This window comes from Acinetobacter sp. BD54 (assembly GCF_044778325.1).
Lineage (GTDB): Bacteria > Pseudomonadota > Gammaproteobacteria > Pseudomonadales > Moraxellaceae > Acinetobacter > Acinetobacter baumannii.
In genome coordinates this window covers 155,715-172,205 of record NZ_JANJEP010000005.1, presented here as the reverse complement: position 1 = coordinate 172,205, position 16,491 = coordinate 155,715, and the positions used below count along the sequence as shown (strand labels likewise).

Here is a 16,491-nt window from a genome sequence, read left to right as displayed (position 1 = left end):
TCCTAATGGTTGTTTTTAATCTATTTTCCCATTTCGGTTAAAGCTTGGCAGGTGGAAACCAGGTTCTTTATGCATCCAGACATAGAAAGCTCGGCCTGTTAAATTTTCTTCAGGTACGAAGCCCCAGAAACGACTGTCAGCACTTTGATCACGGTTATCCCCCATTGCAAAGTAATGTCCTTTCGGAACTGTTACTTCCCAATATAAACCGTCTTGGTTTGCATATTTACCATTATCAACATAGTTGATAAATGGCGCCTGACGCGCAACATTTACGCCTTCAAGCTCACGCATCGTAAAAGTATGATCACCAATTGTTTCTTTATGATAAATAGAAGTTGGTGTATCTAAAGCATCTTTTTCGCGACTAAACTGTGTTGGTACTTTAGGAATTTTTTGACCATTAATAATCAATTGTCCATGATCATAAACAATATGGTCACCAGGTAAGCCAATTACACGTTTAATATAACTAATAGTAGGTTGTGGTGGATAACGGAATACAATGACATCACCACGTTTCGGTTCACCGACATCAATCACTTTTTTATTGACGATAGGTAAACGGACACCATAGTCAAATTTATTAACTAAAATAAAATCGCCAGTCTCTAAGGTCGGAACCATAGAGTCTGATGGAATATTAAATGGTTCATAAAGAAATGAGCGAAGTACAAGCACAACAGCTAAAACCGGCCAAAAGTCATAGGCCCATGTAATAACAAAATTTTCGTTCTCTCGCCCTTTATTTGCACGCTGTTTAAAAACAAGCTTATCTAGCAACCACACTGCAAATAAAATCAGCGTAACAGGAACAAGAATTAAATTAAAATCAAAATCCACAGGACCTCACTCGCAGCTTAGCTGCTTGCCTTGCGGCTGGGAGAATATAAGTTCATCCCAGCCTTTTCTCTTATCTTTCTACTTTCAAAACAGCTAAGAACGCTTCTTGTGGGATTTCTACACTACCCACTTGTTTCATACGTTTCTTACCTTCTTTTTGTTTCGCAAGTAGTTTCTTCTTACGAGACACGTCACCGCCATAACATTTTGCTAAAACGTTTTTACGCATCGCCTTCACGGTCGAACGAGCAATAATTTGTGCACCAATAGCAGCCTGAATTGCGACATCAAACATTTGACGTGGAATCAAATCTTTCATTTTCTCAACTAAAGCAATACCACGATGACGAGCATCATTACGGTGACAAATCATTGCAAGCGCATCGACCTTCTCACCATTAATTAACACGTCAACCTTAACTAAAGATGAACTCTCAAAACGAATAAAGTTATAGTCAAGTGAAGCAAAACCACGTGAACATGATTTAAGCTTATCAAAGAAGTCCATAACCACTTCAGCCATAGGAATTTCAAAAGTAATTGAAACTTGATTACCTAAGAATTTCATGTCTTTTTGTACACCACGGCGCTCAATACATAGGGTCATGACGTTACCTAAGTACTCTTGCGGTACAAGAATATGACACTCTGCAATTGGCTCACGCAAATCTTCAACAACAGAACCATCCGGCATTTTAGATGGACTATCAATATAGATCGTATCGCCTTTTTTAGTAACAGCTTCATACACTACCGTTGGCGCTGAGCTGATCAAATCAAGGTCATACTCGCGCTCTAAACGCTCTTGTACGATTTCCATGTGCAACATGCCCAAGAAACCACAACGGAAACCAAAACCAAGCGCATCTGAACTTTCAGGTTCAAAGAATAAAGCCGAGTCATTGATCTGTAGTTTTTGTAGGGCTTCGCGGAATGGTTCAAAATCGCTTGCATCAATTGGGAAAAGACCTGCGTAAACCTGAGGTTTAACCTTTTTAAAACCAGGAAGTGAAGCTACTTCAGGGGTTGTTGAAAGCGTGATGGTATCACCTACCGGCGCACCAAAAATATCTTTAATACCCGCGATAACAAAGCCTACTTCACCAGCTTCAAGCACGCCAGTTTCAGTATGTTTAGGGTTGAATACACCTACCGATGTAACAATGTGAGTCTGACCAGTAGATTTAACCAACATTTTGTCGCCCTTGCGGATACGACCATCTTTAATACGAACTAAAGAGACAACACCTAAATAGTTATCAAACCATGAGTCAATGATTAATGCCTGTAAAGGAGCCTCACGGTCACCTGTTGGAGCAGGAATAACATCAACTAATGTTTCTAAAACACCTTCAACGCCTAAGCCTGTTTTTGCAGAACATGTAGGTGCATTGGTTGCTTCAATACCGATAATTTCTTCAATTTCGTGAATAACGCGCTCAGGCTCTGCTTGCGGTAAATCAATTTTATTTAAAATTGGAAGAACTTCGAGACCTTGCTCAATAGCGGTATAACAGTTTGCAACTGATTGTGCTTCTACACCTTGTGCAGCATCCACAACCAATAACGCACCTTCACAAGCAGCTAATGAACGAGATACTTCATAAGAGAAGTCAACGTGCCCCGGAGTATCAATAAAGTTAAGCTGATATTCCTGCCCGTTTGGATGAGTATAGTACAACGTCACCGAAGCAGCTTTAATGGTAATCCCACGTTCACGCTCGAGCTCCATTGAGTCCAAGACCTGAGCTTGCATCTCACGATCTTGCAGGCCACCACACATCTGAATAAAACGGTCAGCCAAAGTAGACTTACCATGATCAATATGAGCGATAATCGAGAAATTTCGGATATTTTTGATATCAACGGATTTTTTAGCTTGCGCCATGGGCTACCTTGAGAAAATATAAAGTGCTATGTAGCTTGTTTTAATACATAGCCAAAGCGGTTTAACAAATTGCGAGAGATTATAGCAGATGGATATTTTAAAGTATCCAAAATTCATGAGCTTTGTACTTATGTTTTAAAAAATGATAATTCAAAGTACAAGTAATGCTTCTGATTATCAGGCATATGAAACAGTAAAATCTAAAGGATTTATACTTGAATCAAGAGGTTTATAAGCCTGTGTAAAAGTCGGCGACATACGCTTAGGTCGACCTGAAGCAATTTCAATACATGCCCATTTGGTATTTCCGACGAACAAAATTGCCTGATCAGAAGGACGGAAAAAGGCATACTGGCGAAATGAATATAGAGCATTAATATCATCTAGCCATGTCCGCAGTACAATTTCTTCACCTTCAAACGCAGCTTTACGGTATTGCACATGGTGTTCAACCGCAACCATTGCATGTTTTAGCTCTAGATATTTGGTTACCCCTACCCCTAATGTTTCCACATGAGCAGCAGCAACGTCTTGCATCCACTGTACATACATTACATTGTTAACATGCCCTAAAGCATCAATATGCTGTGGCTGAACCTGAATATGTAAATCGAAAATACTGCTCACAAAACACCCACTTTAATCATTAAATTCAAAGCTAAAATTTAATTAGCTAGATCGAACATTATGCCGAATACAAATAATAAAAAACCACCCATTTTCAGGGTGGTTCATTTTTATAATATTTTACTGAATACGTAAACCAAGCATTGCTCGTTGTCCTTGACGAATAATCCCAACTCGCGCAACTGTATTTTTTGGCAAATTCGAAACAACTTTTGCAAAATCCTGACTGTTCAAAATCTGAGTATTGTTAACCTGAATAATCACATCGCCAGGAATGATATTTGACAATGATGCTAACCCACCACGGCGGACATCTTGTACATAAATACCACCTTTTATACCCAAAGCATTTTTTTCTGGAATAGCGAGATCACGAATACTCATTCCCAATACTGGCCCTTTAGAAGCAGAGGCTTGATTACCGGTAGCCGGTGTTTCATCAGGTGCAGTTGCTAGTGTTGCCGAGATATTTCGGGTTTTATCATCGCGTAAAACCTCAAACTGAACAGTTTGGTTTGGTTGTACTTTATTTAATGCATAAAGCAAATCACTGGTACGCAGTACAGAAGCACCATTTAATTTTAGAATGACATCGCCAGCTCTAAGCCCTGCTTTTTGAGCAGGTGAATTTGGAGAAACCTGAGTAATCAGAGCACCTTCCGGTTTAGGCAATTTATAGGCATCGGCAAGGTTACGGTCAATATCTTGCATCATGACACCCAAGTATGAACGAGTCACTTTCCCTTTCGTTTTAAGCTGTTCAGCTACATCCATCGCAACATCAATTGGAATAGAGAAAGATAAGCCCATATACCCCCCCGTACCACTAAAGATACGTGAGTTCACCCCGACAACTTCACCATTTTGGTTAAACAATGGCCCGCCTGAGTTACCAGGGTTCAACGCCACATCAGTTTGAATAAATGGTACAGAGGTTTCACCGCTCATGTTACGTGATTTAGCGCTGACAATACCTGCTGACGCTGAATAATCAAAACCAAATGGTGAACCAATTGCTAAAACCGGCTCTCCTACACGTAAACGGTCAACATTTCCTACGCGTAAAGCAGGATAGTTAGTTCCGTTTACCTTTAATAATGCAACGTCTGTCCGCTCATCACTACCGACCACTGTTGCATCAATTTCACGACGGTCATTTAAAGTAATACTGATGCGGGAAGCATTTTCAATTACATGGTGGTTCGTAAGTAAATAACCGTCTTTACTAATAAAGAACGCGCTACCATATGCGGTTTTCTCTTGAGGACCTTGTTGCTGTGGAATGATGACCTGATTACCAAAGAAACGTTTTAAAATTTCAGGAACTTGCTGTTGTAACAGTTCATCCTGAGTCATTTTTTTTACAACGTTTACACTCACCACAGCCGGACTAACTTGTTCAACGAGGTTTGAAAAATCAACAGCAGCATTTGCTTGAACAGCAGCAACTGTAAATACCGCTGCATACATTCCTTGTTGTAAATAGCGAGATTTCATTCGGTGCTCACCCACAATTGGTCTACGAGAATAAGAATAAAACTTTTGTATCACAATGCTTTGGAATTGTGCGTAACAATATGTTTATTTGTAAGGCATCCTCATCACGTTTATTTTACACATTGCAATTTTTTAAGCTAATTGCAATTTTTCTGTGACTTAGAGCGCTTAAGCTCTTGCCTTTTTAGGTAAAAAGGGGTGTCATTAGCGGACGTTTTAAATTGATGCGAATGGACATGCCTAATCAACAGACAATTCACCACTTTGACGTGATTATTGTGGGCAGTGGCGGTGCTGGTTTAAGTCTGGCTTTATCGTTACCAAGTCATTTTAATATTGCAGTTTTAGCTAAAGCTGCTTTAACTGAAGCAAGTACCTTCTATGCACAAGGTGGTGTTGCTGCGGTGCTTGATGAAACTGACTCTATTCAACAACACATTAATGACACTATGATTGCAGGTGCTCATTTATGTGAAATGGATGCAGTCCAGCATACTGTAGAAGGAGGCCGTCCTTCTGTTGATTTCCTTTTAAAGCAAGGCGTTCAGTTTACCTTAGATGAAGATGAACAGCTTCATTTGACTCGTGAAGGTGGCCATTCGCAGCGCCGTATTATTCATTCTGCTGATGCAACTGGCAAAGCTATTTCAACCACTTTGGTTGAACGCGCCAAAGAACGCAAGAATATTACTATTTTTGAAAACTACATTGCGATTGATTTAATCACGTCGCATAAATTGGGTCATACAGATCAAGCGAATCGCGCTATTGGTTTGTATGCACTAGATGAAAGTACTGAAAAAGTTCATACCTTCCTTGCCCCATTTACCGCACTTGCTTGTGGCGGTGCAATGAAAGCTTACCTTTATACATCTAATCCGGATATTGCTACGGGTGACGGCATTGCGATGGCATACCGTGCAGGTTGCCGTGTTGCCAATATGGAATTTAACCAGTTCCATCCAACCTGCCTTTACCATCCGCAAGCACGTTCTTTCTTAATTACTGAAGCCATGCGTGGTGAAGGTGCTTACTTACGTTTACCAGATGGCGAACGTTTTATGCTACGTTTTGACGATCGTGCAGAGTTGGCTCCTCGCGATATTGTGGCACGTACCATTGACCATGAAATCAAGCGTCTCGGTATTCGCCATGTGTGGTTAGACATTACACACAAATCACCGGATTTTATTAAAGAGCACTTCCCTACACTTTATGCACGATTGCTTGAGCTAGGTATCGACATCACTAAAGATATGATTCCGGTGGTGCCGGCTGCACACTATACCTGTGGTGGTGTTGTGGTTGACTCAAATAGCCAGACTGATATTGAAGGTCTATATGCAATTGGTGAAACCTCTTATACGGGTTTACATGGTGCAAACCGTATGGCGAGTAACTCATTACTTGAATGCTTCGTTTATGGCATGAGTGCAGCAAAAGATATCGAAAGTAAGTTTGATAAAAACTTCAAATTACCGGAAGTACCCACTTGGGACGATTCTCAAGTAACCAATCCAGATGAAGATGTCGTGATTTTACAAAACTGGGATGAGTTACGTTCGACCATGTGGAACTACGTTGGTATTGTAAGAACCACAAAACGTTTAGAACGTGCGTTACACCGTATTGAAATGTTAAAACGCGAAATTACTGAATATTATCAAGATTATCGTGTAAGCAAGAACCTGATTGAACTGCGTAATCTTGTACTTGTTTCCGAAATGATTGTTCGTTGTGCTATGCACCGTAAAGAATCACGTGGCTTACATTACACACTTGATTATCCGGAAACTTCGAGCGAGATTCGTAAAACGGTTCTGACGCCTCCAAACTTTGCAGTAGAGCAACCTTTGGTGAATACCAGTGTATAAATAGTTTCTTTATAAAAAAGCACGGTTCATGCCGTGCTTTTTTATTACTTAAGATTTATGGTCTAGGTGGAATTGAGTAAGTCGCGGTCACATGTGCCACGGGTTCCTCTTGCCCTACTGAATAAATCCAGACCTCGCCTACGACTAAACTCTTTCCTACTTTCATGAGCTTACATTCACTGCGTAAGTCTTGATCACCTGCGGGTTTTCTCAGGAAATTAATATTAAAATTGGTGGTTACAGCTAAACCAATAATTCCAATTTCACCGAGTATTGCAATATATAAAGCAAAGTCAGCCAAAGTCATCATAGTCGGGCCAGATATAGTACCACCCGGACGTTGATGTCTTTGGTCAACATGATAATAAACAACCGCAGCTTTAGAAGTGACTGATTCAATCGTGCAATGTTCCAAACTTTGTGGGAATTCCTTTTCAAGAAATGCCACAATTTCTTCTTTTGAGCTTTTCATCCTTGTTATTCTTCAATTTTAAACGGTAATTAAAATAGCATACGATACTGCCCAATATTTTCTATGACGTTTAAAACCAGATTTCTTGTCATTTTTCACCACTCCCAAAAAAATATGAGAGTGGGTAATCCCATGGCTTATGCTAAATATTGTAGAGCTTGCTCGAACACCTGATCAGGGCTTTGTGTAGCATCTAAACGTTTAATACGCTCAGGCTCAGCTTTCCATAAAGTTTCATATCCTTCACGAACCTTAGTAAAGAAGCTTAACTTTTCCTGTTCAAAACGGTCTAAAGCTCCGCGTTCACGTGCACGGTTCATACCAAGTTCAATTGGTGCATCTAACCAGAAAGTCACTTCTGGCATGCGTGAAACGAAGTTCTGGTTTAAAAGCTGTAATTTGTCTTGGCTTAAACCACGACCGGAACATTGATAAGCAAAACTCGCATCGGTAAAACGATCACTTAATACAATTTTATTAGACTCTAATGCCGGTAAAATAACTTGTTGTAAGTGTTGAGCTCGTGCCGCATAAATTAAGAGCAGTTCGGTATCATGACTCATATTTTCATCATGATTCACTGCCAAAAGCATCGAACGGATTTGTTCTGCGAGCGGTGTTCCACCCGGCTCTCGAGTTAAAACAACTTGTTTGCCTTGTTCTTCAAAATGCTGATGAATTTTTCGAATGAGTGTAGTTTTTCCTACCCCTTCCGTGCCTTCAAAGCTAATAAACATCTCTTTTCCTTATTTCTTCGATCTCAACACGGATAAATACTCTTGCACTGCTTGGTTATGTGCTTGCAAGTCTGCCGTAAATTTATGTCCACCATTACCAGTCGCTACAAAATAGATGTTATTTGAATCATCTGGATGTAACGCAGCCTCAATGGCTTTTTGGCTTGGCAGCGCAATTGGAGTTGGCGGTAACCCATTAATTGTATAGGTATTATATGATGTTGGTGTACGTAAGTCTTCGCGAGTAATGTTACCCTTATAGTTTGCACCCATACCATAAATTACGGTTGGATCAGTCTGTAAACGCATACCGAGTTTTAAACGGCGCACGAAAACCCCTGAAACTTGTGTAAGTTCGCTATCGAGGCTCGTTTCTTTTTCAACAATAGAAGCCATGATTAAAGCTTCATACTTATCTTTATAAGGTAAATTCGGTGCTCGCTTTGCCCAAGCCGCATCTAAGGCTTTCATTTGACGATGGTATAAATCAGTCAGGATTTTCTTATCGGTCTCACCTTTAGCAAAGAAATAAGTGTTGGGTGCAAACAGACCTTCAGGATGATGATAAGGAATACCTAAAGCCTTCATAAGCTGGTCATCTGGTAAATCCAATATCGTATTTTTTACATTTTTATCGTTTTTTAGTGCTGTAATCAGCTGCTTAAAAGTTGTTCCTTCAATCACTAGAACACGGTTCATCTGGGCATTATCAGCATCAGATAACATCTCTAATACTTGTCTTACACTCATACCCTGCTCTATCTCATATACACCAGCTTTCATACTGTCATGAATCATAAACTTTTGATAAAGCTTAAGTACAATTGGGAAATGGATTTTATTTTCTTTGGCTAAGCGATCAATAAAACCAGAATAGGTCTCACCTGATGTGATCGATAGCATCTGCTTTTTCCCTTCAATAGGATAAGCTTTAAATAAACTTGACCATAAAATAGCAAAAATAGAAATTAAAACGATAAAACAGCCAATCAGCACTAACTTTTTTGGAAAATTAGATGCTGTTTTCTTGCCCTTTTTTTTAGCATTTTTTGCTTTCGCATTCACAGGTGGCTTCGGCATATTAATGAATCTGATTCAAGTTAAGAGTATGAAATAAATTTAGGCACGCCTGTGACTCTAGAATTTGTTCACTGATTTGAGTAACTACTCGCATTGGATGTAAAGCATTACAAAAGAATAGACTCTGTATTTGTGGTACTTCATCTAGCTCAATTATTCTGACTTCACAGGCAATTCCGTAGTGCTGCATACGCGCCAAAATTTCTGCACGCATCACACCGTGGACGCCATTATAGCGAAGTTCCGGAGTAATCCATCTATCATTTAAACGAATAAAACAATTACTGCTTACCCCTTCAACAATATAACCTTGTACATCAGTTACTAAAGCTTCAACCCAGCCTTGTTGATCTGCTTCTTTTTTTAGCAATACCTGCTCAAGACGGTTTAAAGATTTAAGCCCAACTAAACTCGGCATGGTTAAACCTAAAGCCTGATTTAAAACACCACACTGTATAAAATCTGGCTGGAACTGCTCCAATGCTTTTGGATAAAACCAGATATAAATATCTGCCGCATGCTTTGGCAAACTATAGCCACGATCACCTTCACCACGGCTAATCACAATTTTTAAAGTCCCGTTGAGCACGAGATTCTGATTTTGTAGATGCTGCAAACTTTGTTCGATTAACTCAAAATCTGCAACCAAAGATAATTTTTGGCAAGCAAGTTTTAGACGTTCCCAGTGCCGTGCTTTCAGCTCAATCTTATTTTGAAAAACACGAATTGTGGTAAAGCAGCCATCCCCATAATGAAATGCCCGGTCCAATAAAGGAATGGTCTCTACAGGTTGTCCATTTTTAAAACACCACATGCTTAATCCGTCCTTTATTTAAAACCACCAACAATACAACACCTTTCATTTAATTAATAAATGACTGATTTTAAAAAATTATACCGATTTAAGAGAAACTTTTGAAACTTGTTATATATCAAGATTTAAGAATAACTTATCCATTTTTATTATTTCTATATTTTTCATATTAAATTCGTTTTTTATTATTTTTTTAGAATAAAGACTAGCGCTATTCTGCGTTCATGTTTTGAACATTTCGTATTTTTTGAGGGGTTATCTCATGCGTTTTTCTCAGTTAAAAGTCGGGGTTATTGCTGCATTACTTTCTGTTTCATCGTTTGCAGCTCAAGAATTCTTAAACGTTTCTTACGATCCAACTCGCGAGTTATATACAGATTTCAATAAACAGTTTGGTACTTACTGGAAACAGCGTACCGGTCAAGATATTGAGTTTAAACAATCACACGGTGGTTCTGGTAAACAGGCCCGCGCTGTAATCGACGGCTTAAATGCAGATGTTGTGACATTAGCACTTGCTGCTGATATTGATGAAATTGCTGAAAAAGCAAAATTGCTTCCAACTGATTGGCAGAAGAAGTTGCCACAAAACTCTACTCCGTACACATCAACTATCGTGTTTTTAGTTCGTAAGGGTAACCCTAAACAAATTAAAGATTGGGGTGACTTAATCAAGCCAGGCGTGGAAATTATTACGCCAAACCCGAAAACTTCTGGTGGTGCACGTTGGAACTATCTTGCAGCTTGGGCTTGGGCAAAACATCAAGCAGGTGGTAACGATGCAAAAGCACAAGAATTTGTTCGCCAAATTTATAAACACACCAAAGTTTTAGATTCAGGCGCCCGTGGTGCAACCACTACATTTGCTGAACGCGGAATTGGTGACGTATTACTGGCTTGGGAAAATGAAGCACATTTAGCTATCCGTGAACAACCAGGCAAGTTTGAGATTGTGACGCCATCTTTATCTATTTTGGCTGAGCCACCAGTTGCAATTGTTGAAAAAAATGCAGCGAAAAAAGGCAACTTAACTATTGCAAAAGGTTACCTCAACTATTTGTACTCACCTGCTGGTCAAGAAATTGCAGCACGTAATTTCTACCGTCCTCGCAATGCAGCTGTACTCAAAAAATATAGCAATGTATTTAAGCCATTGAAACTTGTCACCATTGATAAAGAGTTTGGCGGTTGGACAAAAGTACAAAAGCAACACTTTGATAATGGTGGCGTTTTCGATCAAATCGTGAAAATCAATAGTGCAGAGAAGTAATTCTTTGTTCTAACGATAAGGAGAACAGACATGACACACACTGTAATTGTTCCGGGTGTAGGTGGAAGTGAACATCAACATTGGCAATCTTGGTTGCAGCGTCAACTCGTGTCTAGTTCTCGCGTTGAGCAAAAAAACTGGGATAGACCCGTATTAAGCGAATGGATTGAGCAATTCGTTAACACAGTTCAAGCAGTACAAACACCAGTCCAAATTGTTGCGCATAGTTTCGGCTGCCTAACTAGTGTTGCTGCCTTAGCAGAGCATCCAGAGTTACAACTTCAAGTTAAAAAACTGATTTTGGTTGCTCCTGCAAATCCGGCACGTTTTGGTGAAGCGGGATTTGCCCGTCATAGTTTGACTGACTACAAAGATTATTTTCATCAGCTAAAAATTAATGTGCCTGCAACGCTACTCATTAGTGAAAATGATCCATGGTTAGACTTTTTTGATGCTTTACAGCTTGCGAAATCTTGGCAATTAACCCCGATTAACCTTGGACAAGTCGGTCATATTAATGTTGCTTCAGGCTTCGGTCCGTTTCCTGACTTACTGAATCATATACTTCCTGAAGACTCGATGTGTAGCCACTCATCTATTGAACCGGTAAAGACACATTTCTCTTTGAAATTTGCTTAATACCTAGCTTTATACCGCGCCGTTTATCTTTATTTATTCGCTTACTGGTTTCAGCAGGCTTTTCTCTTTGAGGAAATATCATGTCGCAGCGATCCCGAGTGCTGCCTGGGTTTGGTCTATCATTGGGCTTCACCCTCGCTTACGTTTCTTTTATTGTGCTTATTCCATTAGCCGCAGTCTTTATCAAATCATTTGGAATCGGATGGGACGGACTATGGGAAATTTTAACCTCTGAGCGTATTTTAAAATCGCTTCAACTCAGCTTTAGTTCAGCCTTAATTGCGGCGTTTATTAATGTTGTTTTTGGGCTACTTTTAGCTTGGTGCCTTGTCCGTTATAACTTTCCCGGAAAGCGTCTGGTTGATGCCTTAGTGGACTTACCTTTTGCACTTCCAACAGCGGTTGCAGGCATTGCGTTGACCTCACTCTATGCGCCTACAGGCTGGATCGGTCAATATTTAGAACCCCTTGGTATTCAGGTTGCATATACCCCCATCGGGATTACGCTAGCTTTGGTGTTTATCGGCATTCCTTTTATTGTTCGAACTGTTCAACCGGTATTAAGCGATATTGAAACTGAACTTGAAGAGGCGGCTTCCGCACTCGGTGCAAATCGTTGGCAGACCATTACCAAAATTATTTTACCAATATTACTCCCTGCCCTATTTACAGGCTTTGCTTTAGCATTTGCTCGCGGTGTAGGTGAATATGGTTCTGTAATTTTCATTGCAGGTAACCAGCCGTTTAAAACTGAAATTGCTCCGCTTATGATCATTTCTCGCCTCGAAGAATATGACTATGCAGGTGCAACGACTATTGCAGCAGTGATGTTGGTTCTCTCTTTCATTATTTTATTTGTCATTAACTTACTTCAAGCATGGGCAAACCGTCGTACAGGGAGAAATGTCACATGAACCTACATACCGACAGCAATGCACTTGCCTTGAAATTGCAATCTCGTGACGCGACACGTGAACCAACTTGGGTACGTTATACGCTCATTACAATTGCACTGATTTTTTTCCTTAGCTGCCTCATGTTGCCACTTATTCTGGTTTTTGTTGAAGCATTTAAACAAGGCCTTGAAGTCTATGTTCAAGCTTTAATTGATCCAGATACGTTATCAGCAGTGAAATTAACACTATTGACCGCAGCAATTGCCGTTCCGATTAATGTGATATTTGGTGTTGCCGCTGCATGGGCTGTTTCCAAATTTCAGTTTAAAGGTAAAGCAATTTTAACCACCATTATTGATATGCCTTTTTCGGTTTCACCTGTTATTGCAGGTTTAATGATTGTACTGATTTTCGGTGCTCAAGGCTGGTTAGGCGGTTGGCTCATGGAACATGACATCAAGATTCTATATGCCGTACCTGCCATTGTTTTAGCGACCATCTTTATTACAGTTCCATTTGTGGCGCGTGAGTTAATTCCACTTATGGAAGCGCAAGGAACTGAAGAAGAGGAAGCAGCGATTGTACTCGGTGCATCAGGTTGGCAAACCTTTTGGAAAGTCACACTCCCTAACATTAAATGGGGTCTGATTTACGGCGTGATTTTGTGTAATGCCCGTGCAATGGGTGAGTTTGGAGCAGTATCAGTAGTTTCCGGCCACATCCGTGGTGAGACCAATACCCTACCTCTTCATGTCGAAATTTTATATAACGAGTACACTTTTAGCGCAGCTTTTGCGGTGTCCTCACTACTTGCTTTCTTGGCACTATTAACACTGATTTTAAAAACCTGGTTAGAACTACATCAAGACAAACCAGAACCACATTCAACTGATTCGTAAGGAATGAAATCATGAGTATTCAAGTTAAAAATATTGAAAAACACTTTGGTGCATTCCATGCGCTTAAAAATATTTCACTCGATTTCCCAGAAGGTGAACTGGTTGCCTTACTCGGCCCATCTGGCTGCGGTAAAACGACGCTACTTCGTATTATTGCGGGTTTAGAGTCAGCAGATGGAGGTCAAGTCTTACTAGAAGGCGAAGATGCAACCAATGTCCATGTCCGTGAACGTCAGGTCGGTTTTGTTTTTCAGCATTATGCTTTATTCCGTCACATGACCGTATTTGACAATATTGCCTTTGGTTTACGTGTCCGTCCTCGTGCCACACGCCCATCGGAAGCCGAAATTAAAAAACGTGTGACTCGTCTACTCGATTTGGTTCAATTGGGCTTTTTAGCAGACCGTTACCCAGCCCAGCTTTCTGGTGGTCAACGCCAACGTATTGCCTTAGCTCGTGCACTTGCCGTAGAACCTCGTGTGTTATTGCTTGATGAACCATTTGGTGCACTAGATGCTAAGGTTCGTAAAGAATTACGCCGCTGGTTACGTAACTTGCATGATGAGCTGCATATCACTTCAATTTTCGTAACCCATGACCAAGAAGAGGCACTTGAAGTAGCCGACCAAATTATTGTGATGAATAAAGGTAACGTCGAACAAATTGGTTCTCCGCGTGAAGTTTACGAAAAACCTGCAACGCCATTTGTATTTGATTTCTTGGGTCAAGCAAATCGTTTTGAAGGTGAACATGCAAGCGGTATTATCCGTATTGGCAATGATCGTATCGAATTACCGACCACAGTTCAGGCACCGCAAGGAAAAGTAATTGCTTTTGCCCGTCCGGATGAGTTACATATTCATGCGCAACCACAGGCAAATACAATTGAAGCAACTTTTGTACGTGAAGTCTGGATTGCTGGAAAAGTAGTGGCGGAATTACAAGATCGTAATGGACGTTTAATTGAGATTGCTCTGAGCAGTGAAGCTGCAAAACAACATGCATTTAAACCAAATCAAACTGTTTGGGTAAGTGCATCTCAACTTCACCTATTTGCAGATCAAGTTGCTTAAGGAATTATTTGGTGAGGAGCCATCTCGCGGTATTTAAAGCCGTTCCTCACCTCTTTTGAGGAAAAGTGTAAATGAACTTTCAACAATTAAGAATTATCCGAGAAACAGTACGCCAAAACTTTAATTTAACGGAAGCATCTGCCGCGTTATACACCTCTCAATCAGGTGTAAGTAAACATATTAAAGATTTAGAAGATGAATTAGGCGTACAACTTTTCGTCCGTAAAGGTAAACGTCTGCTTGGTTTAACTGAACCCGGTCAATCACTCCTTAGCATTGTAGAACGCATGCTTGTAGATGCTGAAAATATTAAACGTCTTGCCGATGATTTTAATAAAGTGGACGAAGGTACTTTAACGATTGCAACAACTCATACTCAAGCACGTTATGTATTACCACCAATCGTCAATCAATTTAAGAAACTATTTCCAAAAGTTCATTTGATTTTGCAACAAGCAAGCCCTGTCGAAATTGCAGAAATGCTTTTACAAGGTGAAGCTGATATTGGCATCGCGACAGAGTCTTTAACAACTGAAGAAAATTTAGCAAGCATTCCATACTATCAATGGCAGCACAGCATTATTACTCCTCAAGATCACCCACTTACACAGCTCGATAAAATTGATCTTGATGCTTTATCTGAATACCCACTAATTACTTATCACGGCGGTTTTACAGGTCGTTCAAAGATCGATAAAGCATTTGAAGATGCACAAATTGATGCCGATATTGTAATGTCTGCTCTTGATGCCGATGTTATCAAAACTTACGTTGAACTCGGCATGGGCGTTGGAATTGTCAATGATGTCGCTTACGATGCAGAACGTGACTATCGTTTAAAACAAATTAAAACTGATATCTTTGGTGTCAACACCACATGGATTGCTGTTCGCAAAGGCCATTTATTACGTGGTTATGGTTATGAGTTTATTTCTTTATGCTCACCTGATGCTGACATTAAAGCATTGAAAAAAATTGCCTATCCAGATGAATAAAGTTTAAGAACAAAATAAAAGAGCTACTTATGTAGCTCTTTTATTTTTAGATATAAAAAAACGAGCCGAAGCTCGTTTTTTTACTATTTATTACCAGTAGAAGTTTACACCAACTTTACCAACTGGCATCCATTCGTATTTATTATCGTTACGAATTTCATTTGCTTCTTTATCAACCGCATCCTGAGCAGATGTTGGGTTACCAGTTACAGGAGCAAGATTATACTGAGTTAACTCAACTTTTGGATTACCAGTATAGTAAGCACCTACTTCACCAAATACACCCCAGTTTTTGCTAATCTTTGGAGCAAAACCAAAACCTAAATATGGAGCGATGTCATTTTTGTAAGACATTTTACCTCTTACACCGCCCTCTTGACCAGGAACTGCTTGTTGATAGTTTTTACCATCAATTGATAAGGTATCACCATTACCAATACGTTTAGCAAGGTCATAATCATTATCTAAGTAAGCCGCACCTGCAGCTATATATAGGCCTTGAGCCCATGGATTTGTGCTGGCACCCCAAGGACGAATTTCAGCATTTAGATAGACATTGTTATTATCCATGTCTAAATCATACTTAGTGCCATTTACTGAAACATCATCTGTCCAAGAAATGTCACCGCCGTTATAACCCAATGCTAAACCTACATATGGGTTTGCTTGCCATAACAAAGCACCACCGTAACCTGTAGTACCTACTTCAGCACGAGCGCCTACTGGAATTAATTGGTTTTTATCGAATGCATAGCTGTCATGAACAACAGCTTCATCCGCCATTGCAGCACCAGCAGCAAGTAAAGCTGTAGTTGTCACTAAAACACGTAATACTTTCATCGTTTTCTCCTTAAGAAAAGGCTCTGTTTTTAATTTATTCAGCTTGT

At 40.0% G+C, this 16,491-nt stretch carries 16 protein-coding genes; 7 read left to right on the top strand and 9 right to left on the bottom strand.

Annotation, left to right across the window (positions count from 1 at the left end):
* Positions 1–15 precede the first annotated feature (15 nt).
* The 4 genes from lepB to NQ782_RS10105 form a co-directional block, all read right to left on the bottom strand.
* Positions 16–843, bottom strand: coding sequence for a signal peptidase I (gene lepB, locus NQ782_RS10120; RefSeq protein ID WP_000344903.1), 828 nt, complete (start codon positions 841–843; stop codon positions 16–18).
* 70 nt (positions 844–913) lie between these two features.
* Entirely contained in the window at positions 914–2,731 is a 1,818-nt protein-coding gene (gene lepA / locus NQ782_RS10115; RefSeq protein WP_000035781.1) for a translation elongation factor 4, read from the bottom strand.
* A gap of 177 nt (positions 2,732–2,908) precedes the next feature.
* Positions 2,909–3,358 carry a thioesterase family protein gene (locus NQ782_RS10110; RefSeq protein ID WP_000094833.1) on the bottom strand — a complete coding sequence of 150 codons (450 nt, stop codon included), beginning with the start codon at positions 3,356–3,358 and terminating at the stop codon, positions 2,909–2,911.
* A gap of 120 nt (positions 3,359–3,478) precedes the next feature.
* Complete coding sequence (locus NQ782_RS10105; protein WP_004840389.1) at positions 3,479–4,855, bottom strand: Do family serine endopeptidase; 1,377 nt, start codon at positions 4,853–4,855, stop codon at positions 3,479–3,481.
* 230 nt (positions 4,856–5,085) lie between these two features.
* On the opposite strand from NQ782_RS10105, the gene nadB reads away from it, so the two are divergent.
* The gene (gene nadB, locus NQ782_RS10100) at positions 5,086–6,729 is read left to right on the top strand and encodes an L-aspartate oxidase (RefSeq protein WP_000367531.1); all 1,644 of its coding nucleotides are present in this window, start codon (positions 5,086–5,088) and stop codon (positions 6,727–6,729) included.
* 55 nt (positions 6,730–6,784) lie between these two features.
* Here the strand turns inward: nadB and NQ782_RS10095 are convergent, their stop codons facing one another.
* The 4 genes from NQ782_RS10095 to pabC form a co-directional block, all read right to left on the bottom strand.
* Positions 6,785–7,201 carry a PaaI family thioesterase gene (locus tag NQ782_RS10095; protein WP_000842540.1) on the bottom strand — a complete coding sequence of 139 codons (417 nt, stop codon included), beginning with the start codon at positions 7,199–7,201 and terminating at the stop codon, positions 6,785–6,787.
* A 137-nt stretch (positions 7,202–7,338) separates the two neighbouring features.
* Entirely contained in the window at positions 7,339–7,938 is a 600-nt protein-coding gene (gene tmk, locus NQ782_RS10090) for a dTMP kinase (protein WP_000470763.1), read from the bottom strand.
* A 9-nt stretch (positions 7,939–7,947) separates the two neighbouring features.
* A complete protein-coding gene (gene mltG / locus NQ782_RS10085; RefSeq protein ID WP_057093708.1) occupies positions 7,948–9,018 on the bottom strand; it encodes an endolytic transglycosylase MltG in 1,071 nt (356 codons plus the stop codon).
* A 1-nt stretch (position 9,019) separates the two neighbouring features.
* A complete protein-coding gene (gene pabC, locus NQ782_RS10080; protein WP_000263427.1) occupies positions 9,020–9,832 on the bottom strand; it encodes an aminodeoxychorismate lyase in 813 nt (270 codons plus the stop codon).
* 262 nt (positions 9,833–10,094) lie between these two features.
* Here pabC and NQ782_RS10075 point away from each other — a divergent pair, with 262 nt between their 5' ends.
* From NQ782_RS10075 to NQ782_RS10050, 6 genes are all read left to right on the top strand, one after another.
* The gene (locus NQ782_RS10075) at positions 10,095–11,102 is read left to right on the top strand and encodes a sulfate ABC transporter substrate-binding protein (protein ID WP_001212600.1); all 1,008 of its coding nucleotides are present in this window, start codon (positions 10,095–10,097) and stop codon (positions 11,100–11,102) included.
* 30 nt (positions 11,103–11,132) lie between these two features.
* Positions 11,133–11,741, top strand: coding sequence for an alpha/beta hydrolase (locus NQ782_RS10070; protein ID WP_057093706.1), 609 nt, complete (start codon positions 11,133–11,135; stop codon positions 11,739–11,741).
* A gap of 80 nt (positions 11,742–11,821) precedes the next feature.
* Positions 11,822–12,655: a sulfate ABC transporter permease subunit CysT gene (gene cysT / locus NQ782_RS10065; protein WP_000083115.1), complete on the top strand. Its 834-nt coding sequence runs from the start codon at positions 11,822–11,824 to the stop codon at positions 12,653–12,655.
* Positions 12,652–13,536 (top strand): sulfate ABC transporter permease subunit CysW, encoded by an 885-nt coding sequence (gene cysW, locus NQ782_RS10060; RefSeq protein WP_001048807.1) that lies wholly within the window; start codon positions 12,652–12,654, stop codon positions 13,534–13,536. The genes cysT and cysW overlap by 4 nt, the downstream gene beginning before the upstream one ends.
* Positions 13,537–13,547: 11 nt before the next feature.
* Positions 13,548–14,609 carry a sulfate/molybdate ABC transporter ATP-binding protein gene (locus NQ782_RS10055; protein WP_000027499.1) on the top strand — a complete coding sequence of 354 codons (1,062 nt, stop codon included), beginning with the start codon at positions 13,548–13,550 and terminating at the stop codon, positions 14,607–14,609.
* Positions 14,610–14,680: 71 nt separating this feature from the next.
* A complete protein-coding gene (locus NQ782_RS10050; RefSeq protein ID WP_001011052.1) occupies positions 14,681–15,604 on the top strand; it encodes a CysB family HTH-type transcriptional regulator in 924 nt (307 codons plus the stop codon).
* A 90-nt stretch (positions 15,605–15,694) separates the two neighbouring features.
* Here NQ782_RS10050 and carO read toward each other — a convergent pair whose 3' ends face one another.
* Entirely contained in the window at positions 15,695–16,444 is a 750-nt protein-coding gene (carO, locus tag NQ782_RS10045) for an ornithine uptake porin CarO type 1 (protein WP_000866529.1), read from the bottom strand.
* Between the last annotated feature and the right edge of the window lie 47 nt (positions 16,445–16,491).